17 protein-coding genes are annotated in these 25,236 nt (G+C 70.5%); 5 read left to right on the forward strand and 12 right to left on the reverse strand.

The features are described from left to right. Nucleotides 1-2 precede the first annotated feature (2 nt). Nucleotides 3-656, reverse strand: coding sequence for a response regulator (locus J0I43_RS00470; RefSeq protein ID WP_292857320.1), 654 nt, complete (start codon nt 654-656; stop codon nt 3-5). Beyond that, entirely contained in the window at nt 653-2,368 is a 1,716-nt protein-coding gene (locus J0I43_RS00475; RefSeq protein WP_292857323.1) for a sensor histidine kinase, read from the reverse strand. The genes J0I43_RS00470 and J0I43_RS00475 overlap by 4 nt, the downstream gene beginning before the upstream one ends. 153 nt (nt 2,369-2,521) lie before the next feature. Between J0I43_RS00475 and J0I43_RS00480 the strand changes: the two genes are divergently transcribed. After that, entirely contained in the window at nt 2,522-4,054 is a 1,533-nt protein-coding gene (locus tag J0I43_RS00480; protein WP_292857326.1) for a CitMHS family transporter, read from the forward strand. 63 nt (nt 4,055-4,117) lie between these two features. Here J0I43_RS00480 and J0I43_RS00485 read toward each other — a convergent pair whose 3' ends face one another. The 3 genes from J0I43_RS00485 to J0I43_RS00495 all read right to left on the reverse strand — a co-directional run bounded on the left by J0I43_RS00485 (nt 4,118) and on the right by J0I43_RS00495 (nt 7,535). Further along, nucleotides 4,118-5,500, reverse strand: a complete 1,383-nt coding sequence (locus J0I43_RS00485) for an MFS transporter (RefSeq protein ID WP_292857329.1) — start codon at nt 5,498-5,500, stop codon at nt 4,118-4,120. 137 nt (nt 5,501-5,637) lie between these two features. Further along, complete coding sequence (locus J0I43_RS00490) at nt 5,638-6,537, reverse strand: NYN domain-containing protein (protein ID WP_292857331.1); 900 nt, start codon at nt 6,535-6,537, stop codon at nt 5,638-5,640. 2 nt (nt 6,538-6,539) lie between these two features. Continuing rightward, entirely contained in the window at nt 6,540-7,535 is a 996-nt protein-coding gene (locus J0I43_RS00495; RefSeq protein WP_292857333.1) for a Gfo/Idh/MocA family oxidoreductase, read from the reverse strand. 57 nt (nt 7,536-7,592) lie between these two features. On the opposite strand from J0I43_RS00495, the gene J0I43_RS00500 reads away from it, so the two are divergent. Then, nucleotides 7,593-8,942 (forward strand): M20/M25/M40 family metallo-hydrolase, encoded by a 1,350-nt coding sequence (locus J0I43_RS00500; protein WP_292857335.1) that lies wholly within the window; start codon nt 7,593-7,595, stop codon nt 8,940-8,942. Nucleotides 8,943-8,987: 45 nt separating this feature from the next. On the opposite strand, the gene J0I43_RS00505 is transcribed toward J0I43_RS00500, so the two are convergent. Genes J0I43_RS00505 through J0I43_RS00515 form a run of 3 tightly spaced genes read right to left on the reverse strand, consistent with a single transcriptional unit; the run spans nt 8,988 to nt 15,631 of the window. Beyond that, nucleotides 8,988-9,929, reverse strand: a complete 942-nt coding sequence (locus J0I43_RS00505) for an NADP-dependent oxidoreductase (protein WP_292857338.1) — start codon at nt 9,927-9,929, stop codon at nt 8,988-8,990. 28 nt (nt 9,930-9,957) lie between these two features. Then, nucleotides 9,958-13,986 (reverse strand): ATP-dependent RNA helicase HrpA, encoded by a 4,029-nt coding sequence (gene hrpA, locus J0I43_RS00510; protein ID WP_292857341.1) that lies wholly within the window; start codon nt 13,984-13,986, stop codon nt 9,958-9,960. Nucleotides 13,987-14,029: 43 nt separating this feature from the next. After that, the gene (locus J0I43_RS00515) at nt 14,030-15,631 is read right to left on the reverse strand and encodes a phospholipid carrier-dependent glycosyltransferase (RefSeq protein WP_292857345.1); all 1,602 of its coding nucleotides are present in this window, start codon (nt 15,629-15,631) and stop codon (nt 14,030-14,032) included. 23 nt (nt 15,632-15,654) lie between these two features. On the opposite strand from J0I43_RS00515, the gene rsmI reads away from it, so the two are divergent. Continuing rightward, nucleotides 15,655-16,470 carry a 16S rRNA (cytidine(1402)-2'-O)-methyltransferase gene (gene rsmI, locus J0I43_RS00520; protein ID WP_292857348.1) on the forward strand — a complete coding sequence of 272 codons (816 nt, stop codon included), beginning with the start codon at nt 15,655-15,657 and terminating at the stop codon, nt 16,468-16,470. A 19-nt stretch (nt 16,471-16,489) separates the two neighbouring features. Here the strand turns inward: rsmI and J0I43_RS00525 are convergent, their stop codons facing one another. The 4 genes from J0I43_RS00525 to J0I43_RS00540 form a co-directional block, all read right to left on the reverse strand. Further along, nucleotides 16,490-17,413 (reverse strand): sugar ABC transporter permease, encoded by a 924-nt coding sequence (locus J0I43_RS00525; protein WP_292857351.1) that lies wholly within the window; start codon nt 17,411-17,413, stop codon nt 16,490-16,492. Then, nucleotides 17,413-19,005, reverse strand: coding sequence for an ABC transporter permease subunit (locus J0I43_RS00530; protein WP_292857353.1), 1,593 nt, complete (start codon nt 19,003-19,005; stop codon nt 17,413-17,415). Before J0I43_RS00530 ends, J0I43_RS00525 begins: the two co-directional genes overlap by 1 nt. A gap of 73 nt (nt 19,006-19,078) precedes the next feature. Next, a complete protein-coding gene (locus tag J0I43_RS00535) occupies nt 19,079-20,317 on the reverse strand; it encodes an extracellular solute-binding protein (RefSeq protein ID WP_292857356.1) in 1,239 nt (412 codons plus the stop codon). A gap of 29 nt (nt 20,318-20,346) precedes the next feature. Then, entirely contained in the window at nt 20,347-22,368 is a 2,022-nt protein-coding gene (locus tag J0I43_RS00540) for a beta-galactosidase (protein ID WP_292857359.1), read from the reverse strand. A 141-nt stretch (nt 22,369-22,509) separates the two neighbouring features. Here J0I43_RS00540 and J0I43_RS00545 point away from each other — a divergent pair, with 141 nt between their 5' ends. Further along, nucleotides 22,510-23,523 (forward strand): LacI family DNA-binding transcriptional regulator, encoded by a 1,014-nt coding sequence (locus tag J0I43_RS00545; protein WP_292857362.1) that lies wholly within the window; start codon nt 22,510-22,512, stop codon nt 23,521-23,523. A gap of 143 nt (nt 23,524-23,666) precedes the next feature. Beyond that, entirely contained in the window at nt 23,667-25,232 is a 1,566-nt protein-coding gene (metG, locus tag J0I43_RS00550) for a methionine--tRNA ligase (protein ID WP_292857365.1), read from the forward strand. Nucleotides 25,233-25,236: the final 4 nt, after the last annotated feature.

Raw genomic sequence — 25,236 nt, forward strand, 5'->3', positions numbered from 1 at the left:
CCTCAGCCCCGCCCGACGGCGTACAGGTGCTCGGGGCGGCCGGTCGTCCCGTAGCGCAGCCGCACCTCGACGAGCCCACGCGTCGCGAGCGACGACAGGTGGCGCTGCGCCGTTGCGCGTGAGATGCCCGAGCGCTCCGCGATCTCGCTCGACGACGCCTCACCCCGGCCCAGCGACTCGAGGATCAGCTGCTCGGTCGCCGAGCGGGAGACCGACGGCGTCGCATCACCCGCGAGGATGCCGCGCGCTCGGTCGATCTCTTCCTGCGCGAGGCCTCGATCTCCTGCCAGCACATTGCGGAAGCGCACGTAGCGGTCGAGCAGGGTGGTGAGGGCGCGGGCATCGAACGGCTTGACGAGGTAGCCGAGCGCACCCGCGCGGAGCGCCCGGCGTATGGTCGGGGCGTCGGCCGCGGCGGAGAGGACGATCGCATCCACGTCCGTCGCGCCGATGAATCCGATGCCGTCGCCGTCGGGAAGGTAGGCGTCGACGAGCAGGAGGTCGGGCGTCGCCGTCCGCACCGTCTCAGCCGCCTCCCGGAGCGTGCGCGCGGGCGGCAGCGTCACGAAGGCCGGATGCCGGTCGACGATTCCGCGATGCAGATCCGCGACGCGGAAGTCGTCGTCGATCACCAGGGTGCTCAAGGCAGTGGTCATGAGGTCGTGGTCTCCTTCTCGTCCGGCGTGCGGATCTCGTCGGGCGTGCGGATCACGTCGTTCAGGCGCGCGCCGAAGACGGCTCCTCCGAGGGCGCCCTCATCGCCGTCGGCGTGGTCGCTCCGGTGCCCGCCGCGGTCGATCACCCAGACATCGCCGCCGCGTCGCTGCGCGAGCTCCCGCGAGAGACGCAGTCCGATGCCCCACCCGTGCACGCCGTCGGCGTCACTCGCGGGCTCGTTCCCGCCGAGGAAGGGATCCTCGACCGCGATGCCCGTGCCCGAGTCGGCGACGGTCACGACGAGCGCCGTTCCGTCGCCGTAGCAGCCGATCTCGACGCGGCGCGGCTCCTCACCCCGGACGGCCGCGGCGACCGCATTGCCGACGAGGTTGCCGAGCACGGCGGCGACGTCCTCGACATCCGCGACCTGACCGCCGAGCAGTGTGTCGGGGGCCACCGAAACGGCAACTCCGCGTTCGCCCGCCTCGATGGCCAACGCGCCGAGCAGGGCCTGCAGCACGGCATCCGACACGAGGTCGAGGTGCGCGACGGGGAAGTCGACGGGTCCGCGGGCCAGCTGCTCGCCGAGGAACTCCCGCGCGTCGGCGACGCGGTCGGCGTCGATGAGGCCGGCCGCGACATGCAGCCTGTTGGCGAACTCGTGCCGCTGCACGCGCAATGCGCCGGTCATCGCCCGCACGGACTCGAGGCGCTCGGTGAGCGCCACGAGATCCGTGCGATCACGCACGATCAGCACGTCGCCGATGCCGCGCCCCTCGCGGGTCACGGGCCGGGAGTCGACGTACAGCACGCGATCACCCACCACGACGCCGTCGCGCGCCGTCCCCTCGGCGACCGCGGCGAGGACGACCGGTGGCACATAGAGGTCGCTCAAGGGCCGGCCGACGGGGTCTCGGAGCCCGAGCATCTCTGCCGCGGTGTTGTTGCACACCCGGACGACGCCTCTCGTGTCGACGGCGACCACTCCGTCGCGGACGCCGTCGATGACCGCCGACTGGTTCTGCAGCAGCGCGACGAGGTCTTCGGGTTGGAGCCCCAGCGTGAGTCGCTCCCAGCGTCGCCGCAGGAGGGCGGCGGCGGTGACGCCGATTGCGACGGCGCCGATCGCGAGCGCGCCGACGGCGAGCGCGAGGGCCGGCAGATCGTCGAAGACGCTCGCGGGCTCGAATCCGACGCTGACCTCGCCGACGGGCGCCGCGCCGCTGCCGTCACTGCCTCGCGCGGTGCTCTCGGCGCCCGGCGGCAGGATCGGCACCTTGGCCCGGGCGGACACGCCCAGCGTGCCCTGCTCCCACGTCACGACCTCCTTGCCCGCGAGCACCTCGGAGTAGTCCGTGCTCACCTGCTGGCCGAGCAATGCCGGGTCGGGGTGGGCGAGCCGGATGCCGTGATCGTCGGCGATCACGACGAACAGCGTCCCGGTGCGGGCCGTGACCTCGCCCGCGTACGACTGGAGCGGACCGTGCCGCAGATCGGCCGCCGACGGCGTCCCCGGGTCGGCCGAGATCTCCGCGACGCGGGCGCGCACCTCCGGATCGGCGGCGATCGTGCGGGCGATGTTGAGCGCCGAGGTCTCGGCCTCGGCGCGCAGCTGCTGGACCCCCAGCAGCAGGAAGACGATGCAGCTGACGAGCACGACGGCGACGATCGTCGCCACCTGAACCAGCAGGACCCGGGTTGCGAAACGCACGGCATCCCCTCTCGTGAGCACAATGCGCTGAACACACGCTACGCGCAGAACGCGACGGAATGCGAGATAGCGCGCGCCATGGCGCGGCTGCGCCTAGATTCGCTCAATCCGCCCCTTTCGAAACGGCCCGGGCGGACTGACGAAGGAGTCGACATGACCGCAACGCTCGCCGCGCTCGCCGCCGCGGAGGACGGCTACGCCGTGGCCTACACCCCGTCCGACGGCGTACTGGTCGTCCTGGGCTTCACGATGGTGCTGACCTTCATGGCGCTCATCATGACGCGACGTCTCACCCCGATGGTCGCGCTCATCCTCGTGCCGACGGTGTTCGGCCTCTTCGCGGGCGCGGGATTCGGCCTCGGCGACATGATCATCGACGCGATCGGCACCATGGCGCCGACGGCGGCGCTGCTCATGTTCGCGATCATGTACTTCGGCATCATGATCGACGTCGGACTGTTCGACCCGCTGATCCGGTTCATCACGCGCCTGCTGGGCGACGATCCCGCCAAGATCGTGCTCGGCACGGCGCTCCTCGCCGGCGCCGTCTCGCTCGACGGCGATGGATCGACGACGTTCATCATCACGACGTCGGCCATGCTGCCGCTGTACCTGCGCCTGGGGATGAGCCCCGTCGTGCTGACGTGCGTCGCGGGTCTGATGAACGGGACACTCAACATCGTGCCGTGGGGCGGACCGACGGTCCGCGCCGCGACCGCGCTGGGTCTTCAGCCCACCGACATCTTCGTGCCGATGCTGCCGTCGTTGGCCACCGGCCTCCTCATCACGCTGGTGTTCGCGTGGCTCCTGGGCCTCGGCGAGCGTCGCCGCCTCGCCGGCGTGATCGACACGTCGAAACTCGACGCGACGCGCGGCGAGGGGATCCTGTCGGCCCCGCGTCTGTTCCGCGGCGCCGAAGCGAAGCCGGGTGCGGCAGCGACCCTCCGCACGGGCAACGTGGTGACGGTGCGGGGCGGCGGCCGTGGCATCCCCGCCGCCGGCCTCGTGGACGTCGGCGACACGGCGATGGCAGACACGATGCTCGACCCGAACCGCCCGACGCTGCGGCCGAAGCTCATCTGGTTCAACCTCGCCTTGACGCTCGCGGTGATGGTGCTGCTGGTGCTCGACGTCTTCCCGCTGCCATACGTCTTCATGGTGGGTGCCGCGGTCGCACTCATGATCAACTTCCCGAAGCTGAAGTCGCAAGCCGATGAGATCGTCGCGCACGCGCCCTCGATCGTCGGCGTCGTCTCGATGGTGCTCGCGGCGGGCGTCCTCGTCGGCGTCCTCAACGGCACCGGCATGGTCTCGGCGATGGCGTCGTGGATCACGACCGTCATCCCCGATGCGATGGGGCCGTTCCTGGCCGTCATCACAGGCGTCCTGTCGATCCCGTTCACGTTCTTCATGTCGAACGACGCCTTCTACTTCGGCATCCTGCCGGTGCTTTCCGAGAGCGCCTCGCACTTCGGGATCGATCCGGTCGAGATGGCGCGCGCTTCGATCACCGGCCAGCCCGTGCACCTGCAGTCGCCCCTCGTGCCGGCGATCCTGCTGCTCGTCTCGCTCGCGAGCGTCAACCTCGGCGATCACCACAAGAAGGTGCTGTGGCGCGCGTGCATCGTCTCGCTCGCGATGCTGGCCGTCGGCGTCATCGTCGGAGCGATCCCGCTGGCGGCCTGAATACGAGGAGAAGGGCGGTGGATGCCGAGGCATCCACCGCCCTTCTCCTCGTATCGCGCCCGGTCAGCGCTGCGCGGCAACCTTCACCGCACCGGTCTCGGCGACGAGGCGCTCACGGTCGACGCGGTCGATCTCGTACAGCGAGATGCCCTTCGTCTCGCGCATCGAGAACACCGCGACCAGGGTCACCGCGGCGGCAGCCGCGAGGTAGATCGCGATGCCCTCCCACGACCCGGTGCCCGAGAGGATCGCTGTCGCGATGATCGGCGCCAGCGAGCCCGCGAAGATCGACGTCACCTGGTAGCCGAGGGAGACGCCCGAGTAGCGCATGCGCGTCGGGAACATCTCCGACATGATCGCCGGCTGCGGCGCGTACATGAAGGAGTGGATGACAAGGCCGAGGCAGATCGCCAGGATGATGACGACCGGGTCCTTCGTGTTGAACATCGGGAAGGCGACGAAGCCCCAGCCCGCGGCCGCGATCGCGCCGATCGCGTAGACGGGCTTGCGGCCGAGGCGGTCGGCGAGCCCGCCGACGAGCGGGATGACGATCATGTGGACGACGTGCGCGATCGCGATCATGCCGAGGATCTCGGCGGTGTCCATCTCGAGGGCGATCTTCAGGTACGTGATCGAGAACGTCACCACGAGGTAGTACATGATGTTCTCCGCGAAGCGGAGCCCCATGGCGGTGAGGACCCCGCGGGGGTAGCGGCGCAGCACCTCGAAGACGCCGTAGCGGACGTGCTCCTCCTCGGCCACCTCCTTCTGGGCCTCGAGGAAGATCGGGGCGTCGGAGATCTTGGTGCGGATGTAGTACCCGACGGCGACGATGACGACGGAGAGCCAGAACGCGACGCGCCAGCCCCAGCCGAGGAAGGCCTCCGGCGAGAGGGAGCGGCTGAGGATCAGGAGGACGATCGTCGCGATGAGGTTTCCGATCGGCACCGCCGCCTGCGGGAAGGACGCCCAGAAGCCACGGCTCTTGTCGGGGGAGTGCTCGGCGACCAGCAGGACGCCGCCGCCCCACTCGCCGCCGACCGCGAAGCCCTGCGCGAAGCGGAGGAGGACCAGGAGCACGGGCGCGAGGTACCCGACCTGCTGGAAGGTCGGCAGGCAGCCCATGAGGAAGGTCGCGACACCGACGAGGACGATCGCGACCTGGAGGAGCTTCTTGCGACCGTACTTGTCGCCGAAGTGCCCGAAGACGATGCCGCCGAGCGGGCGGGCGACGAAGCCCACCGCGTAGGTCACGAACGCCGCGATGATGCCGGCGTACGGATCGTCGGACGGCGGGAACATGATCGGCCCGAAGACGAGGGTCGCGGCCGTGGCGTACAGGAAGAACTCGTACCACTCCACGACTGTGCCCGCCATCGACGCCGTGACGACGCGGCGGAGACTGGACTTCTGGTATGTGCCGTCGGTTGCAGGGGCTGAAGCCATGCGCTGATACCTCCTCGTCGAGCGCGGGACGACACCGTCATCGGTGCCGCTAGGTGACGTTCCGCGACGTTACCTGAAACATGATTCAGGTTCAAGGAGGTGGTCCGCACACGCGCTGTGCGGTGATGCACACGTCGTCAGTCGGACGACTCCGCGCTGTCGAGGCTGTGCAGACGCACCCGCACGATGTTCGTCGACTCGTCGATGTCGGCGACGGCGGGATAGGCCTTGACGAAGTCGGAGAACGATCGGTGACCGAGCGCCTTCTCGCTGAACGAGGGGTCCATGCGCTTCAGGAGGTTCTTCACCGCCGACAGGTGCACCCACTCGTCGTCGGTGCGCTCGCGTTCCAGGATGAGCGCACGGCGCAGCAGCTCCGCGGTCGGGTCCTCGGTCTTCTTGCGCCGGCGCGAGCCGCTCGACGCGGTCGCGGGTGCCGCGGCATCCGTCTTCTTCTGCGGCGTCGGATCCGGCGTCACGCCCGGCAGCGAATCGTAGGAGTCGAACTGGTCGCACGCGGCGGCGAGCGATTTCGCAGTGGATCCCGCGACGCCCACGCCGACCACGACGCGTCCGAGCCGCTTGCAGCGCTGCGCGAGCGGGACGTAGTCGCTGTCGCCGGCGACGATCACGACGTGGGTGAGGTCCGGCAGCCGGAACATGTCCTCCACGGCGTCGACCGCCAAGCGGATGTCGGCGCCGTTCTTCGCGTAGGCCGCCGCCGGGAAGAGCTGCACGAGATCGACCGCGCGCGCCACGAGCTGCGAGCGGTAGAGCGCGTTGACGGGCGAGGACCAGTCGGCGTAGGCGCGGGTCAGGACGAGTGTGCCGAAGGATGCCGCGTAGTCGATGATCGCGCCGACATCGATCGTCGCGTCCTTGAGCTTCTGAGCGATCTCGGGCTCGTCGGGGTTCGCGATGATCTTCTGGCGGTCGCCGGCGTAGGCGTTGCGCCCGTGCACGCGGTCGTACCAGCTCATCACGATGTTGTCGAAGTCGAGGTAGACGGCGACGCGGGGGTTCTGGAGGTCGGGCACGGTCAGCGCTCCTCGGCGGTGCGGATCGGGTAGGTGACGCCCAGCTGGGCGCGGATGTCGTCGAGCGTCTGCATGATGCGGATCGATTCGTCGAAGCCGAGCAGCGCGCTGTCCGTGCGGCCGGTGCGGAGCAGTTCTTCCGCATAGAGCGCCTGGAACTGCATGCCGCGCCCCTCGACCCGGCTCGTGTACTCCTCCAGCACGCTGCCGTCGGTCGCCGTCACGCGGAAAGAGGTGGGGGTGTACCAGACCCGATCGATGTCGATGCGGGCGTCGGTGCCGACGATGTGGGCGGTGTTCGGCCCCGCACCGCGCGAGCTCGTCGCGAGCGACGAGACCCCTCCGCCGGCGTGCGCGAGCGCGATCGCCACCTCCGTGTCGGCGCCGGTCTCGCCGAGGCGGCCGAGCGCCTTCGCCGCAGTGACGGGGCCGAGGATGTCGAACGCGAACGAGACCGGGTAGATCCCGAGGTCGAGGAGCGCGCCGCCGCCGAGCTCCAGGGCGTTCAGCCGGTGGGCGGGGTCGGTGGGCAGCGCCTGCGTGTGGTCGGCGATCACCGTGCGCACGTCGCCGAGGGCGCCGGCGGCGATGATCTCGCGGATGCGCACCATGTGCGGCAGGTACCGCGTCCACATCGCCTCCATCGCGAGGAGGCCCCGCGAGGTCGCGGCGGCACGGATCTCGGCCGCCTGCGCGGCATCCAGCGTCACCGCCTTCTCGATGAGCACGTGCTTGCCCGCCTCGAGCGCGAGGAGGACGTGATCGCGGTGATGGCTGTGCGGCGACGCCACGTAGACGATGTCGACGTCGGGGTCGGCGACGAGGCTCTCGTACGTGCCGTGCGCGCGCGTGACGCCGTACTCGGACGCGAAGGCGTCGGCGGATGCCTGGCTGCGCGAGCCGACCGCGGCGAGGTCCAAGCCCGCCGTGCGGAGGTCCTGCGCGAACGCGTGGGCGATGCCGCCCGTGGCGAGGATTCCCCAGCGGATGTCGGTCATGGTCCGAGCCTAGCCGTGACGCCTGTGGGTGCGCGGTGCGCGTCGTAGGCTCGACGCGTGACTCCTGACGACGACGCCGCGCTCGCGCGATTCCGCGCCCTCCTGCAGATCCCGACCGTCTCGCACACCGATGAGGATCTCATCGAGTGGCGTCACTTCGACGACTTCCTCGCCGAGGTCGTCCGGCTCTACCCGCGCCTGCACGACACGCTCGACCGCGAGGTGATCGACGGGCACGCGCTGCTGTACCGGTGGCCGGGGTCGGCGCCGGCGGCGGAGTCCGATCCGCTCGTCCTCATGGCGCATCTCGACGTCGTCCCGGTCGTGGAGGAGGAGTGGGCGCACCCGCCGTTCGCCGCCGAGATCATCGGCGAAGGGGAGGATGCCGAGCTCCACGCGCGCGGCGCGATCGACGACAAGGGCTCGCTCGTCGCGATCCTGGAGGCCGTCGAGCAGCTCGTCGCGAGCGGGTTCACCCCCGCGCGCGACGTGTACCTCTCCTTCGGGCACAACGAGGAGACCGCGGGCGGCGGTGCACGGGCGATCGTCGACGTGCTGCGCGGTCGCGGCATCCGGCTCGCGCTCGTCATCGACGAAGGGGGAGCGGTCGTCGACGGGGTCGTTCCCGGGGTGAGCGTGCCGACGGCGATGGTCGGCGTCGCGGAGCGCGGTGTGATGACGGTGCTGCTCACGGCGCGCGAGAACGGAGGGCACGCCTCGACGCCGCCCGCGATGCCGGCGACCGTCCGCCTCGCGCGCGCCATCGACCGGCTGCACCGGCACCCGTTCCCGACGCGCATCGCACCGCCCGTGCGTGCGCTGTTCGCCACGATCGCGCCGCACACGCCGCAGCCGCTGCGCTGGGTGTTCCAGAACCTCGCGGTGACGGGGCCGCTCCTCGCGAAGGTGTTCCCGCACCTCGGCCCCGAGATGAACGCGCTCGTCCGGACGACGGCGGTCGCCACCGAGCTGTCCGGCGCACCGGGCGAGAACGTCCTCGCCACGACGGCGCGCGCCTCGATCAACATCCGGCTGCTCACGGGCGACACCGTCGAGAGCGCGGCGGCACGCGTGCGACGGGTCGTCGGCGACCCGCAGATCGAGGTCGAGGTGCGTCACGGCTCGGATCCCTCGCCCGTCTCGCCGTGGCGCGGCGAGCCGTGGCAGCGGATCGCGACCGCCGTGCGCGACGCGCTCGGCGACGAGATCGTCACGACGCCGTACATCCAGCTCGGCGCGAGCGACAGCCGGTGGTTCACGGCGATCTCGGAGAACGTCTACCGGTTCACGCCGTTCCACCTCACCCGCGCCGAGCGCGACGCGCTGCACTCGCACAATGAGCGCATCCGCGTCGGCGTGTGGCTGCGCGGCATCGGCTTCTACCGCGCGCTCGTCGCCGCCAGCTGACGCGTTCGGCCGGTTCGGTGGTTGAGGCGCGGCGCGGCGGGTGGGTCAGGGCAGGAGCACGACCTTGCCGTCGGCACCCTTCTCGACGAGGCGGTGGGCTTCGGCGGCCTCGGCGAGCGGCAGCTCGGGGCCGATCTCGACCGTGAACGCGCCCGCGGCGATGAGCGCCGCCGCGACGGGGATCGCCTCGCGACGCCACGCCTTCTCCTGTGCGGTGAGCGGCTCGGGACTGCCGCCGCTGAACGCACGGATGCCGAGGCCCGCGGCATCCGCGCCGCGCACGAGCGTTGCGATGCGATTCTTGTCGGACACGAGCGCGATCGACTGCTCGAGTGCCTCGTCGGTGCCGACGAGATCGATCGCCACCGTCACGCCCTGCGGCGCGAGTGCGCGCACGCGGTCGACGACGCCGGGGCCGTAGGAGAGCGGCACCGCGCCGAGCGCGCGGACGCGATCGGCGCGGCGATCGCTCGTCGTGCCGAGCACGGTGGCGCCGAAGAGGCGCGCGAACTGGACGACGGCCTGACCGACGGAGCCCGACGCGGCGTGAACGAGAACGGTGTCCTCGGCCGAGATCGCGAGCGAATGCACGGTCTGGTAGGCCGTTCCGATCGGGATGCCGAGGGCTGCGCCCTGCGCCGCGCTCACCTTCTCGGGGCGGCGGACGACGTGGGTCGCCGGGACGACGAGGTCCGTGGCATACGCGCCCTGCGCGCCCGTGACGATCACGGGGTCTCCGGGCCGGTATCCCTCAACGCCCGGTCCGACCGCCGTGACGATGCCCGCGGCATCCGACCCGACGCGACGCGGTTCGGTGATCGGCGGGAAGGGGCGCAGCCTCGCACGGAGCTTCAGATCCAGCGGGTTCACGCCGACGGCTTCGACCCGGACGGCGACCTCGCCCGGCCCGGGGGCGGGCACGTCGATGTCGATCAGGGTGAGGACCTCCGGCCCTCCGAAGCGGGTGTACGCGATCGCGGTGCTCATATCGGTCCCAACACGAGGACGCGTGCATTCAGTCCCGCTCGGCGAGAACCTTCGTGATCCGCTGCGGCGATACGGGCTCGGCCGTGCCGAGCTGCTGGGCGTAGAGGCTCACGCGGTACTCCTCGAGGAGCCAGCGGGCACGCACGAGGGCGGCGGGTGCATCCGCCGGCGCGGGGATCGTCCCGCCGGCCTCCGCGAACGCGGCGGCGGCCCGCTCGAACTCGGTCATGCGCTGCCGGTCGCGCCCGGGCGCATCGCCGAGGGCGAGGGCGCGCTGCAGCGCGCCCTCGAGATAGCGCGGAAGGTGCGCGAGGCGCGCGAGGCCCGTCCGGGCGATGAATCCGGGGAAGACGAGCCCGGCGAGCTGGACCTTCACATCGCCGAGGGCGGCGAGGAGCGTCATGGAGTTCTGCGCCTTGACCGCCCGCTCGACATCGCGCTGCAGCGTCAGGATGCGCGCGGCGAGCGAGACGGCGGCGAAGAGGTCGTCGACGACAGCAGCCGAGAGGGCGTCGCGCACGGCGGCGAACTGCTCGGGGGTGCGCACGCCGTCCGGTGCCGTGCGCGCCATGACGGCGTCGGCGACGGCGACGCGTGCGTCCTCGATGAGCGCTTTCGCGGACGGGTACGGGGATGCCGCGAGCGACAGCTTCTCCGCGGCGGTGAGATGCTCGAGCACGTACGCGCTCGGAGACGGGACAGCGAGGAGCAGCAGTCGCCGCACGCCCGCGTGCGTGAGGCGCGCCGCACGCTCGGGCGTCGCCTCGATGCGCAGGGCCACGGCATCCTTCTCGTCGACGAGTGCCGGATAGCCGCGTACGACGCCGCCCGCGACGCGCGTGTCGACGACCTCCGGCAGCGTGCCGACGTCCCACGAGGTAATCCCCGAGCGCTCCGCGATCCCGCCGCCGCTGGTAGCGCTGGGCGCGCCGGGTGCGCCGGGCGCGCCGGGTGCGTGGGGCGCGCGGGGTGGGCGGGATGTTGTCCCACTCTGGGCGGTGTGTGTCCCACTTGTGGCTGTTTCTGCGCCCCCGGAACGACCGTTTGTGGGACGCGGTCCCGTGGAATCCGGCAGAGGGCGGGATGCCGTGAGCGTGCGCGCGACCTGCTCGCGGGCGCGTCCGGCCAGGGCGCGCTGGAGCTCGGTGAGATCGTGCGACGACGAGGCCGTGCGTCCGCGGTGATCGACGGCGCGGAATGTCACCGTGAGATGGGCGGGCACCCGCTCGAGTTCGAAATCGGCGGCCGAGACGGGCTGGTTCGCGACACGCTGGATCCGGGTCGCGAGCGCCGCCGCGAGCGACTGCGCGGGGAGCCCGTCGTGGTCCTCCGGGCCCGCACCGCGCAGGTCGTCGCCGAGCTTCGCCGCCCAGTCGGCCGCGGGAACGACGTGGCGCCGGATCGATTTCGGCAGCGCGCGCAGGAGCGCCGTGATGAGCTCGGCCCGCAGGCCCGGTACCTGCCAGTCGAACCCGTCGGGGCGGAGCGAGGCGAGGAGGGGCAGCGGCACGACGACGCTCACGCCGTCGTCGGGCGCGCCGGGTTCGAACCGGTAGGCGAGCGAGAGGACCTGATCGCCCTGCTGCCAGCGGCCCGGGAAGTCGCGTTCATCGGAGCGTCCCGTCCCCTCGCGAAGGTCGTCCTCACTGAGATCGAGAAGGCGCGGCGTGCGGGCGGAGGCGTCGCGCCACCAGGTCTCGAACGATCGCACGTCGACGACGTCCTGCGGGACGCGCGCGTCGTAGAACGCGAACACGGCCTCGTCGCCCGCGAGGATGTCGCGGCGCCGCTCGCGCTCCTCCACCTTCTCCAGCCGACGGCGCAGTTCGAGGTTCCGGCGCTCGAACGCGGTGAGCCTCTTGTCGAGGTGCGCCGAATTCCACTCGCCGTCGGTGAGGGCGTGACGGAGGAACAGCTCGCGGGCGAGCGGCCGATCGATGCGCGCGAGCTGCACGCGCCGCCGCGGGATGATCTCGACGCCGAAGAGGGTCACCTTCTCGGCCGCGACGGCGGCCCCGGCATCCTTCGACCAGTGCGGATCGCTGAGCGAGCGCTGCGCGAGCTCGCCCGCGGGCTCCTCCGCCCACGCGGGATCGATGACGGCGACGGTCCGGGCGTAGAGGCGCGACGTCTCGACCAGCTCGGCGGCCATGAGCGCGTCGGGCGAGGCCTTGCGCAGCGCCGACCCGGGGAAGATCGCGAACGTCGCCCCGCGTGCGCCGCGGTAGCTCGCCTGCGGCCGGCGCTTGTCGCCCGGCTTCGCCTTGGCGAGGGAGCGGGTGTCCAGGATGCCGATGTGCGACAGGAGACCCGCGAGGATCGCGCGGTGCACGACGGCCGGATCGGCGGTCGCGTCAGCCGGGCAGGGGTGCCCCTTGACACCGAGGAGCTGGCGCAGCTGACGATGCACGTCGAACCACTCCCGCACCCGCACGTAGTTCAGGAACTCGGCGCGGCACGCACGACGGAACGCGCTCGAGCCGAGGTCGCGCTGCTGTTCCTGCAGGCGGTTCCACAGATTCAGCAGCGTCAGGAAGTCGCTCGTCGGGTCGGCGAAGCGCGCGTGCAGGCGGTCGGCCTGCTCGCGTGCGGCGCCCTCTTCCGCCGAGGGCCGCTCGCGCACGTCCTGGATGGACAGGCCCGCGACGATCGCGAGGACGGGCGCGAGGACGTCGAGGCGCCGCGCCTCGAGCAGCATGCGCGCGAAGCGGGGATCGATGGGCAGCCGCGCGATCTCCCGCCCGAGCTTCGTGAGGCGGCGTCCGCCGCTGCGCGCGCTCTCGACCGCGCGCAGCTCGAGGAGCAGCTCGAACGCCGCCTTCACGCCGCGGCCGTCGGGCTTCGTGAGGAACGGGAACTCCTCGATGTCGCCGAAGCCGAGCGCCAGCATCTGCAGGATCACCGAGGCGAGGGACGTGCGCAGGATCTCCGGCTCGGTGTACTCCGGGCGGGCGAGGAAGTCCTCTTCCGCGTACAGCCGGATCGCGATGCCAGCGGACGTGCGGCCGGCCCGTCCCGACCGCTGCTGCGCCGATGCCTGCGAGATCGCCTCGATCGGGAGCTGCTGGATCTTCGTGCGGACGCTGTAGCGCGAGATGCGGGCGGTGCCGGCATCCACCACGTAGCGGATGCCGGGGACGGTGAGGCTCGTCTCGGCGACGTTCGTCGCGAGGATGACGCGGCGCCGCAGCCCCGCGACGGCGGACGACTCGAACACACGGTGCTGCTCCGCGGCGGACAGGCGCCCGTACAGGGGGAGCACCTCGGTGGGGCGGGCGTCCTTCGCGTACATGCCGCGCACGGCATCCATCGCATCGCGGATCTCCGCCTCGCCCGGGAGGAAGACGAGCACGTCGCCGTCGGGTTCGCGGTCGAGCTCGCGCAGCGCCGCGGTGAGGGCGTCGACGTCGTCGCCGCCGTTCGCGGCGCCATCGCCGGCCGCGCCCTCGACGGGACCCCGATAGCGGATCTCGACGGGGTAGGTGCGTCCGGAGACCTCGACGATCGGGGCGGGCCGGTCCGCGGCATCCGCGAAGTGCTTCGCGAAGCTCTCCGGGTCGATCGTGGCCGACGTGATGATGACCTTGAGGTCGGGGCGCTCCGGGAGGATCCGGGCGAGGTAGCCGAGCAGGAAGTCGATGTTCAGCGACCGCTCGTGCGCCTCGTCGACGATGATCGTGTCGTAGCGTCGGAGGAGCCGATCGCGGTGGATCTCGTTCAGCAGGATGCCGTCGGTGACGAGAGCGATCTTCGTGTCGGCCGACACCTGATCGGTGAAGCGCACCTTGTATCCGACGGCGCCGCCGAGGGGCACCTGGAGCTCGTGCGCGATGCGCTCGGCGATCGTGCGCGCGGCGATGCGGCGGGGCTGCGTGTGCGCGATGGAGGTGCGGCCCAGCTCGAGGCAGATCTTCGGCAGCTGCGTCGTCTTGCCCGACCCCGTGGCGCCCGCGACGATGACGACCTGGTGGCCCTCGATCGCGCGCGCGATCTCGTCGCGCGCGGCACTGACGGGCAGCTCCGGCGGATAGGAGATCACGGGAACGGGGGAAGGCATAGCCCTCCATCGTATGCGCTCGCCGACATCGGCGGCGTCGACGCTAGACCCAGCCCTGCATCCAGTTGTGCAGGCGATAGAACTCGTACGGCACCTGCATCGCCGACCAGAGCGGGTACCAGAAGATCGAGAGAAGGGCGGCGACCGCGAGGAAGACGAGGACGACACGCTGGCCCGCGATGCGACGCGGGATGGCTGTCGCCGTGGCGCCCGCGACGTGCTGCAGCGCGAAGGTCAGGGCGAGCAGCAGGAACGGCCAGATCGCGATCGTATAGAACTGGAAGATCGTCCGCTCGGGGTACGCCAGCCAGGGCAGCCACGTCGCGGCGATGCCGACGAGGACGACCGCGTACCGCCAATCGCGCACGAGCACGAACCGATATACGAGGAAGAACGTCGCGACGATGCTCGCGTACCACAGGAGCGGGTTCGGCATGCTGTAGAGGATGTCGAGGCATCCCGCGTCGCCGCCGGCGCACCCCGACTGCCCGTCCGCCGTCGCCTGCGCGTACATCGACGTCGGCCGCAGCAGCAGGGCCCACTGCCACGCCGGGCTCGCGTAGCTGTGCGGCGAGGTCATCCCCGTCATCGAGCCGTAGATGGTCGTGTGGTACTTCCAGAGACTCTGCAGCGACAGCGGCACCCAGGAGAAGAATCCCGTCGCGGGGCTCGCGTCGGCGGCGTGGCGGTCGTAGCCGCCGTCGGTGACGAGCCATCCCGTCCAGGAGGCGAGGTACACGACGAATGCGATGGGAACCAGCAGGACGAAGGATGCCGCGCCCTGCCGCACCGCGTCGGTGGGCCAGAACGTGATGCCCAGGCGCCGGCGCTCCAGCGCGTCGGTCACGACGACGTAGAGGCCGATCGCCGCGAGCACCCAGACTCCCGACCACTTGACCGCGGTGGCCGCCCCCGCTGCCGCGCCGGCGGCGAGGAGCCACGGCCGATTCCACAGGATCGGGCCCCAGGGCTGTGGTTCTCCCTCTCGTGAACGCAGGGCGGTCAGCGTCGCGAGCCGGTCGAGCGCCTTCGCGCGGTCGAGGATCACGAACCAGAAGGCGAGGAGGACGAAGAACGCGAGGAACGTGTCGAGGAGCGCGACCCGGCTCATGACGATGCCGAGGCCGTCGATCGCGAGCAGGCCCGAGGCGATCGTGGCGAACACCGTCGAGCGGGTGAGCGAGCGCGCGACGAGAAAGAGGAGGAGCACGAGCGCGGTGCCGAACAGCGCGGTCGCGAACCGCCAGCCGAACGAGTCGTCCGGGCCGAACAGCCACATGCCCGCGCCGATCAGGTATTTGCCGAGTGGCGGGTGTACGACGAAGCTCGGGTCCGTCGTGAAGATGTCGGTCTCACCGGCCGCGAAGCGGGCGTCGGCGCCGTCGGGCCAGGTCGCGGCGTAGCCGAGGTTCCACTGGCTCCAGGCATCCTTCACGTAGTACGTCTCGTCGAAGACGAGGCTGTGCGGATGCCCGAGGTTCCAGAACCGCAGGATGCCGGCGAGCAGAGTGACGAGGAGGGGAGCGAGCCATCCGTAGAGGCGCGCGAGGCGCGGGTCCGCCGCGACGCGCAGACGCCAGCGGTCGTAGCGGGATGGTCGCTCAGCGCCGGGCGCGGGCGGCAGCAGCGCATCGGTCGTCGTCACGGGCACCAGCCTATGCTGGGGCGGTGATCATCCTGGCCGCGACCCCGATCGGAAATCTCGGCGATGCGTCGGCGCGCCTCGTCGCGGCTCTCGAGGACGCGACGGTCATCGCGGCGGAGGACACGCGCACGACCCAGCGGCTGCTGCAGGCGCTCGGCGTCGCGAACCGCCCGCGCCTGATCGCCCTGCACGACCACAACGAGCGCCAGCGCGCCGCCGAGCTCGCCGGGCGTGCGCGCGACGAAGACCTCCTCGTGCTCTCCGACGCGGGGATGCCGACGGTCAGCGATCCGGGCTACGCCCTCGTCGCGGAGGCGATCGCCCAAGGCGTCCCGGTCACCGCGATCCCCGGGCCGAGCGCCGTCGTCACAGCGCTCGCCGTCGCAGGGCTGCCGACCGACCGCTTCACGTTCGAGGGCTTCCTGCCGCGCAAGGACGGCGACCGCCGCCGCGCGCTCGACGCGCTCGGCGGGGAGCCGCGCACGATGGTGTTCTTCGAGGCGCCGTCGCGGCTGGCGGAGACCCTCGCGGCGATGGCGGACGCCTTCGGCGCGGAGCGCCGCGCCGCTGTCTGCCGCGAGTTGACGAAGCTGCACGAAGAGGTCGTCCGAGGCGGACTCGGCACCCTCGCCGCGTGGGCGGGGGAGGGCGTCCGCGGCGAGATCGTCATCGTCGTGGAAGGCGCCCCCGAGCGTACGGTGTCGGAGGGCGACGCGCTCGCGCAGGTGCAGCAGCTCGTGGCATCCGGCGTGCGCCTGAAGGATGCCGCGGCCGAGGTCGCCGCACAGACCGGCCTGCGCTCGCGCGACCTCTACCAGGCCGCGCTCGCCGCGCGCTGAACGCCTGCCGTGGCGCGACTCAGCCCTTCACGGAGCCGGCCGTCAGGCCGCCGATGATGTAGCGCTGCAGCGACAGGAAGAGCACCAGCACCGGGATGGACGCGAGGATCGCGCCCGCGGCGAACAGGCCCCAGTTGCTCGCGAGCTGATTCGAGACCCACTGGAACATCCCGACGGCGAGCGTCCAGTTGTCCTCCGAGACGAGGACGATCTTCGAGATGATGTAGTCGCCGAACGATGCGATGAAGGCGAGCAGGGCCACGACCGCGAGGATCGGCGTCACGAGCGGCATGATGATGCGCCAGAAGATCTGCGCGTGCGAGGCGCCGTCGATCTTCGCCGACTCGTCGAGCTCCTTCGGGATCGTGTTGAAGAACCCGTACATGAGGAACGTGTTGACCCCCAGCGCGCCGCCGAGGTACACGCAGATGAGCGCGATCTTGGAGTTCAGCCCGAGCAGCGGGAACACCTCGCCGAGCGCGAGCAGCATGAGGAAGATCGCGACGAAGGCGAGCGCCTGCGGGAACATCTGGATGATGAGGAGTGCGGTGAGCCCGACGCGGCGGCCACGGAAGCGGAAGCGCGAGAAGGCGTACGCCGCCGCCGCGCCCATGAGGACCGCCCCGACCGCCGCCGAGATCCCGACGACGAGGGTGTTGCCGTACCACGTCCAGTAGCGGGTGCTCGAGAGCGCCGCGTAGTTGGACAGGTCGAACGCGGCGAAGAGGCTGTTGCTCGCGGCGAGGCTCCCGCCGGGATTGAATGAGGCCGACAGCACGTAGACGAGCGGGAACATCGCGTAGAAGAGGATGACGAGGGCGACGAGGTACTTCCAGCCGACGTCGAGCAGCCAACGTCGACGGACGGCGCCGCGGCGACTGGCATCCAAGACGACGGCCGAGCGCGCCTGGCGCGCCGTGGGGGTGTGCGTGGGAGCGGACATCACTGGTACTCCTCGAGCTTCTTGGTCTGACGGAACGCGATCGCCGAGATGACGCCGACCACGATGAACACCAGGATCGACAGCGCGCTCGCGAGGCCGTAGTCGGCCTTGCCCCCCGAGACACCGGAGATGTCCCAGATGGCGGAGATCAGGATGTCTGTCGCGCCCAGCGCGTACGGAGCCCCGGGTATCGCGGGTCCGCCGTTGTTGAACATGTAGATGATCGTGAAGTTGTTGAAGCTGAACGCGAACGACGAGATCAGCAGGGGCGCGGTGGCGACGAGCACGAGGGGGAGGATGATGGAGCGGAGCTGGCGCGTGCGGCCGGCACCGTCGATGGACGCCGCTTCGAGCGCGTCCGCCGGAAGCGCCTGGATGGCGCCCGTGCAGACGAGGAAGTAGTACGGGTACGTCAGCCAGACGTTGACGAAGAGCACCGCCAATCGGGCGAGCCACGGATCTCCGAGCCAGTCGATGGTCGCGCCGCCGAAGAACACCTGGTTGATGACGCCGAACTCGCTGTTGAACATGCCGCGGAACAGCAGCGCGGACATGAACGCGGGGAAGGCGTAGGGGAGGATGAACAGCGTCCGCAGGAGCTTCCGCCCCTTGACGCGCTCGTCGTTGAAGATGATCGCGAACAGCAGGCCCAGGGCGAACGGGATCGCGACCGACAGGAACGCCCAGACGAAGGTCCAGATCGTCACCATCGCGAGCGGCTGGAACATCGCCGGGTCGGTGAACAGGCGCGCGAAGTTGTCGAAGCCGACGTTGACCGTCCACCCGGTCGGGAGTGCCGTGCCGTCGTCCGCGACGAAATTGCCGCCGGCCGTGGCGCGGTAGACCGTGCCGGTCGCGGTATCGGTGATGGTCTGCGCCCCGGCATCCCAGGTCAACGTCGAGAGGTACACGGAGGCGCTCGTGGCGTCCCGGGTGCGCAGCGATCCGTCGTTCGGGTCGTCGGAGAGCGGGACGCGCAGGTCGATCACCCGCTGCTGCATCGCCTGGTCGCCGATGAGCTGGTTGCGGGGGACGATGGTCCAGCCGGGCACCTCCTTCGGTGCGCCGGCGCCGGAGGCGTCCCCGACCGCCTCGAGGGGCTGATCCGCGGATCCCGCCTTGATCTCACCGTCGTCGACGATCGCGAAGCCGAGCTCGCCGCCGCGTTCGACGACGCTCAGCGGGTAGGTGGGGGAGCCCTCGACGACGCGCTCGCCCTGCGCGAGAGCGGCCTGCACGGCCTGCTCCTGCGAGCCGACGTGGCCCGCGCCGTAGTTCGTGAAGGCGATGTACGCGGTGTAGCCGAAGATGAACACCTGGAACACGAGCAGGAACGCGAGCCCGGGCAGCAGATACTTGAGCGGCAGCGCACGCTTGGTGAAGTAGACGATGTCCGCTGCGACGAGCAGGAGCACCGCCGCCGCGAGGATCAGCCAGGACTGCGCCTGGAAGGCGGCGAAGATGCCCATGAGGCCGAACGCGTTGATCACGGCCATGAGGAGGAGCTTCACGAGGAAGCCCCAGCCGATCCCCTGCCAGCGTCGGGCATGGGATTCGGTGCGGGTGTCGGGCCTCGGCTGCACGGCCGTCATGGTCATCTCCTTCGATGAAGGTCCAGAGGAGGGGTCCGAGGGCGGGCGAGCGGACGCCCGCCCTCGGAGGGGATCAGCCGATCGCGGCCTGGAGGTCGCTGACCATCTTCTGCCACGTCGACGCGGGGTCGGCGCCCTTGATGATCTGCACCTGGGCGGCGTTCCAGAGGTCCCAGACCGAGCCCATCTCGGGGATGTTCGGCATCGGGACGCCGGTCTTCGCCGATGCGACGAACCCGGCGATGATCGGGTCGGAGGAGACCTCGTCGGCGAGCGCCGTCCATGCCGGGATGCGCGGGTCGGCCTCGTACAGCGCCTTCTGCGCGTCGTAGGTCGCGAGGTACTTGGTGAGGAACTCCTGGGCCACCAGCGCGTTCTTCGACTGCGAGGAGATGTAGAAGCCCTGCACGCCGACGAACGGCGCGGCGGTCTCGCCACCCGCGGACGGGATCGGGTTGACCTTCACCTTCACGCCCTGCGCCGTCAGTGTCTCGATCGCCCACGGACCCTGGATCGTGTACGCGGCCTGGCCGGACGCGAACAGCTCGTTGTTGGTGTCGTAGTCGATCGTCGTGGAGAGGAAGCCGGTGCCGGTCTCGCCGTTCGCGCCGAGCCACGCCGCGAACGCGTCGCCCGCCGCTCCGCCCATGCCGACCTCGCTCGTGTAGCTGCCCGAGTCGTCCTGGACGAACACCGGGGCGCCGAAGGACGTCTGGAAGCCGTACATCGTGTAGGCGTCGCCCGTCTGGCCGGCCGTGTTGATGACGAACGGGCGGGCGGCCCCGGCATCCTGCGCCTTCTTGATCATGTCGTCGAAGGTCGCCGGAGCGTCTTCGCCGACGAGGCCCGTGTTCTGCACGAGTGCGATCGTCTCGAGCGAGTACGGCAGCGCGTACAGCTGGCCGTCGTAGGTGAACGCGTCGAGGGAGACCTTCTCGAAGTTGCTCGCGACGTCGCCGAGGTCGATCGTCGAGACGACGCCGGCCTGCACGAGGCTGCCGAGCCAGTCGTGGGCGCCGATCGTGATGTCGGGACCCTCTCCGGTCGGGACCTGGTTGGTGAAGTCCGTGCGGATGTCCTCGAAGTTCTTCTGGACGAGCTCGATCTTGCCGCCGGTCTCGTCCTCGAACGCCTTGGCGGCCGCCTCGATGGCCGGCTTGCGGTTCTCGTCGGTCCAGATCGTCAGGGTGACGCCCGACGCGTCGATGGCGTCGCCATCGCCGGAGGGCGCTGTGGTCGTGCCGCCGGAGCAGCCGGCGAGCAGAACGGTGGTCGCGGCCAGGGCGGCCACGCCGATGCCCATCTTGCGCATGTTCTTCCTTCTTCCTTGGTGGGGTGTTTCTACTGCTGTTCCTGCTGCGGGTGCGATGTGCGGACGACGGCGACGGCGCCGGCTTCCACCGTGAGCACACCCTCGAGGTCCGCCTGCGCGAGCAGATCGGTCCCCGACATCTCGAGCGAGACGCGCTCGCCGGAGTGGTTGATGACGACGCGATAGTCGGCGTCGGCTCCGCGGCGCGTGATCGCCTCGACTCCCGCCGGGAGTCCGGCGGGACGGAGGCCGGCGTCGCGGTAGACGGATGCCAGGATCGCCGCGAGTCCCGCGGCATCCGGCCGCGTGCTGACGTACCAGCCGACGCCGTCGCCGTGCACGTTGCGCGTCACGGCGGCGCCGCCGGCGGCGGGGCCGGCGGTGTACGCGGCGCGCACCTCGGCGGACGTCACGACGAGGTCTTCCTGCCAGACGTCCACCGCGAGCGCTGCGCCGTCGAGGACGATCTCGCCGGCCTGGGAGTGACGCAACGGCAGGTGCTCCTCGACACGTACGCCGAGGGCCGGCTCGAGGGGCGCGCCGAAGCCACCCGGGTGGACCGCGTCGTTCTCGTCGACGACGGCCGAGAAGAACGACGTGACGAGCACACCGCCGGAGGCGACGTAGGCGGTGAGGTTCGCGGCATCCGCCGCGCTCAGGAGGTACTGCGCCGGCGCGATGACGAGCCGGTACGGCGACAGGTCGTGCGAGGGAAGGGCGAAGTCGACCGTGATGCCGTCGCGCCACAGCCGTTCGTAGTAGGCGCGGACACGCTCGGAGTGGTCGAGGTCCTCGCTCGGGCGCCACTCGAGGCCCTGCGCCCAGAACGACTCGAAGTCCCACAGAATCGCGACGTCGGCCACGACGCGTGAACCCCGCACCTCGCCGAGACGCCCGAGGTCGCCGCCGAGGGCCGTCACCTCGCGGAAGACGCGCGACGACGTGCCCGCGTGCGGGATCATCGCGGAGTGGAACTTCTCCGCACCGGAGCGCGATGCGCGCCACTGGAAGAACAGGATGCCGTCGGCGCCGCGGCCGAGATGGGAGAAGGAGTTCCGGGCCATCTCGCCGGCACGCTTGGCGATGTTGCGCGGCTGCCAGTTGACCGCCGACGTCGAATGCTCCATGAGGATCCAGGGGGCCCCGCGCCCGACCGAGCGGGTGAGGTCGGCTGCGATCGCGAGTCCGATCTCGGCATCCTCGTCGGCGGCCCAGAGATAGTGGTCGTCCGACACGACATCGACCTCCGCGGCCCACTTCCACAGGTCGCAGCCGCCATGCTGATTGGCCATGAAGTTCGTCGTGATCGGGCGGTCGCTGTGCGCGCGAATCGCGTCGCGCTCGGCGATGAAGCACGCGCGCAGCTGGTCGTCGGTGAAGCGTGCGAAGTCGAGGAGTTGAGCGGGGTTGATCGTGCTGGGAGCGGTGGCCGGCGCGCCGATGTGGTCCCACTCGCCGTAGTGCTGGCCCCAGAACGCGGTGCCCCAGGCCGCGTTGAGCGCATCGAGCGTGCCGTAGCGGCGCTCGAGCCAGCGTCGCCACTCGCGGACGGCGTGCGGGGAGAAGTCCTCGCCGACCGGGACGCCGTACTCGTTGTGCACGTGCCAGAGGACGACGGCAGGGTGATCGCCGTAACGCGCGGCGAGGGCGGTCGCGATGCGCACGGATGCCTCGCGGTACGCCGGGGCGGAATGCGACGCCATCCCGCGCGCCCCGAATCCGAGGGGCACACCGTCGCGGGTGACGGCGCGCGCGTCCGGGTGGTTCGCGAAGAACCACGCGGGCGGGGAGGCGGTCGGAGTGCCGAGGTCGACGCGGATGCCGTTGGCGTGCAGGAGCGCGATGACCTCGTCGAGCCAGGTGAAGTCGAACTCACCCTCCCGGACCTCGATCAGACCCCACGCGAAGATCCCGATGCTGACGAGATTCACGCCCGCCTCGCGCATGAGTGCGACATCCTCGTCCCAGACGTCGCGCGGCCACTGCTCCGGCGTGTAATCGCCGCCGAACGCGATGCCGGGGAGGTCGGGCCAGCGGGGGGTCGCATGCATCGAGATCGGTTCCTCATCGTCCGTGTGTCAAGGCTGTGACCTGTCACAGCCGTTGCGACGATGATACGCACGGCGATACTGCCGTCGACGGCTTCGTTATCGAACTGTGACCGGTCCCAGGTGGGGGTATAGAGTCTCGTCGTGGCATCCGCGAACACTCCCCGCAAGCCGACCATCCGCGATGTCGCGCGGGTCGCCGGGGTGTCGCACGGCACGGTGTCCCGGTACCTCAACGGCGGTCACTGGGTGTCACCCGATGCACGGTCGGCCGTCGAGGATGCGATCCGCACGACGGGCTACACGACGAACCACGCCGCGCGCAGCCTCGCGACGGGGAAGTCCGGGTCGATCGCGTTCCTCCTCACCGAGCCGCAGCATCTGCTGTTCTCCGACCCGACGTTCGCGCTGCTGCTGCGCGGGGCGACCGAGGCGCTCGCGGAGCGGTCGATGACTCTCGTGCTGCTCATCGCCGACACCGAGCAGGAGCAGGCCAACGTCGAGCGATTCGTGCGTGCCGGGCACGTCGACGGGGTGCTGCTGGTGTCGTCGCACGAGTCGGACTCGCTGCTCGCATCGCTCGTCGACGCGGGCGTCCCGGTGGTCTGCACGGGCATCCCGCTCGGCCGCGGGGCATCCGTACCGAACGTCTCGGTGGACGAGGTCGCCTCGGCGCGCATGATGACCCGCTACCTCCTCGAGCGCGGGCACGAGCGCATCGCGCTCATCACGGGGCCGAACGACACCCCAGGCGGACGCTTCCGGCTGGTCGGATTCCGTGAGGAGCTCGGCGACCGCTTCGACGAGACCCTCGTCGAGCAGGGGAGCTACGAGCGCGCCAGCGGGGATGCCGCGATGACGCGCCTGCTCGAACGCGCGCCCGACATCGACGCGGTCTTCGCCGCGAGCGACGTGATGGCGGTCGGCGCGATCGAGGCGCTGCGCCGAGCCGGCCGACGCGTGCCCGACGACGTCGCCGTGGCGGGCTTCGACGATTCCGGCCTCGCCGAGACCCACACCCCGCCGCTCACGACCGTGCGACAGCCCTGGTCGGAGATCAGCTCGACGATGGTCGACATGGTGCTCGACGTCGTCGATGGGCGGCCTCGCGACGCCGTCATCCTGCCGACGACGCTCGTCGTCCGCGCCACCGCGTAACGACGCGCGCATCTCGGGCGTGGTCGCCGGGTCGGTGGGGTGCGACGCAAGAGGCCGGGTCGGCCACTGCGCCCCGGCATGCGCGGGTGCCCGCCGTCGACACACGCACGGCGCGCGGTGACCGCCCCACCTAGAATCGATGGGTGAGCACCGGCGACTCCTTCTACATCACGACCCCGATCTACTATCCGTCCGATCTTCCGCACATCGGCCACGGATACACGACGGTCGCCGTCGACGCGCTCGCGCGCTGGCACCGCCAAGCGGGCGATGACACCTGGATGCTCACCGGCACCGACGAGCACGGCCAGAAGATGCTCCGTGCCGCCGCGGCCAACGGCGTGACGCCGCAGGAGTGGGTCGACAAGCTCGTGACCGAGTCCTGGTTCCCGCTTCTGGAGACCCTCGACGTCGCCAACGACGATTTCATCCGCACCACGCAGCCCCGCCACGAGGAGCGCGTGCAGGAGTTCGTGAAGGCGCTCTACGACCGCGGCTACATCTACGCGGGCGAGTACGAGGCGCTGTACTGCGTCGGCTGTGAGGAATTCAAGCCCGAGGCCGAGATCGTCGACGGGACGGGCGCCTTCGAGGGACTCAAGGTCTGCGCCATCCACTCGAAGCCGCTTGAGCTGCTGCAGGAGAAGAACTACTTCTTCAAGCTGAGCGAGTTCCAGGAACGGCTCCTGGAGCTCTACAAGACCGAACCCGACTTCGTGCGGCCCGAGTCGGCGCGCAACGAGGTCGTCTCGTTCGTCCGGTCGGGCCTGAAGGACCTGTCGATCTCGCGGTCGGCGTTCGACTGGGGCATCACGGTGCCGTGGGACCCGTCGCACGTCATCTACGTGTGGGTCGACGCGCTGCTGAACTATGCGACCGCCGTCGGCTACGGCACCGATCCCGAGCAGTTCGCGCGCCGGTGGCCCGCGTACCACATCGTCGGCAAGGACATCCTGCGGTTCCACGCCGTCATCTGGCCCGCGATGCTCATGGCGGCAGGCCTCGACGTGCCCCGCGGGGTCTTCGCGCACGGCTGGCTGCTCGTCGGCGGCGAGAAGATGTCGAAGTCGAAGCTCACCGGCATCGCGCCGACGGAGATCACCGACACGTTCGGGTCGGATGCCTACCGGTTCTACTTCCTCTCCGCGATCGCCTTCGGGCAGGACGGTTCGTTCTCTTGGGAGGACCTCTCGGCCCGGTACCAGGCGGAGCTCGCGAACGGATTCGGCAACCTCGCCTTACGCACCACCGCGATGATCGAGAAGTACTTCGAAGGCGTGGTGCCCCCGGCATCCGCCTACACGGACGGTGACCTCGTCATTCAACAGACCGTCGCGGATGCCGCCGCCGCGGCCGATCAGGCGATGGAGCGCTTCCGCCCCGACGAGGCGATCGCGGCGATCTGGACGATCGTCGACGCCCTCAACGGCTACATCACCGACAACGAGCCCTGGGCACTGGCGAAGGACGACGCGCAACGGGCGCGCCTCGGCACCGTGCTCTACACGGCTGCGGAGGGGCTCCGTGCCCTCGCGGTGCTCCTGAGCCCGTTCATGCCGCAGGCCACCGCCAAGCTCTGGATCGCGCTCGGGCACGCGGGACGCCTCGTGGACCAGCCGATCCGTGATGCGGGCGCCTGGGGTGTCCTGGTCCCCGGAACGTCGGTCAACGGCCTCGCCCCGCTGTTCCCGCGCATCGAGCAGGCCTGACACG

Origin of the sequence: Microbacterium sp. (assembly GCF_017305435.1) — a bacterium.
GTDB lineage: Bacteria > Actinomycetota > Actinomycetes > Actinomycetales > Microbacteriaceae > Microbacterium.

Excerpts from the sequence above, each read along its gene's own strand:
- J0I43_RS00470 (WP_292857320.1), bottom strand. The coding sequence starts at position 656 with ATGACCACTGCCTTGAGCACCCTGGTGATCGACGACGACTTCCGCGTC.
- J0I43_RS00480 (WP_292857326.1), top strand. The coding sequence starts at position 2,522 with ATGACCGCAACGCTCGCCGCGCTCGCCGCCGCGGAGGACGGCTACGCC.
- J0I43_RS00485 (WP_292857329.1), bottom strand. The coding sequence starts at position 5,500 with ATGGCTTCAGCCCCTGCAACCGACGGCACATACCAGAAGTCCAGTCTC.
- J0I43_RS00495 (WP_292857333.1), bottom strand. The coding sequence starts at position 7,535 with ATGACCGACATCCGCTGGGGAATCCTCGCCACGGGCGGCATCGCCCAC.
- J0I43_RS00505 (WP_292857338.1), bottom strand. The coding sequence starts at position 9,929 with ATGAGCACCGCGATCGCGTACACCCGCTTCGGAGGGCCGGAGGTCCTC.
- hrpA (WP_292857341.1), bottom strand. The coding sequence starts at position 13,986 with ATGCCTTCCCCCGTTCCCGTGATCTCCTATCCGCCGGAGCTGCCCGTC.
- J0I43_RS00525 (WP_292857351.1), bottom strand. The coding sequence starts at position 17,413 with ATGTCCGCTCCCACGCACACCCCCACGGCGCGCCAGGCGCGCTCGGCC.
- J0I43_RS00530 (WP_292857353.1), bottom strand. The coding sequence starts at position 19,005 with ATGACGGCCGTGCAGCCGAGGCCCGACACCCGCACCGAATCCCATGCC.
- J0I43_RS00535 (WP_292857356.1), bottom strand. The coding sequence starts at position 20,317 with ATGCGCAAGATGGGCATCGGCGTGGCCGCCCTGGCCGCGACCACCGTT.
- J0I43_RS00540 (WP_292857359.1), bottom strand. The coding sequence starts at position 22,368 with ATGCATGCGACCCCCCGCTGGCCCGACCTCCCCGGCATCGCGTTCGGC.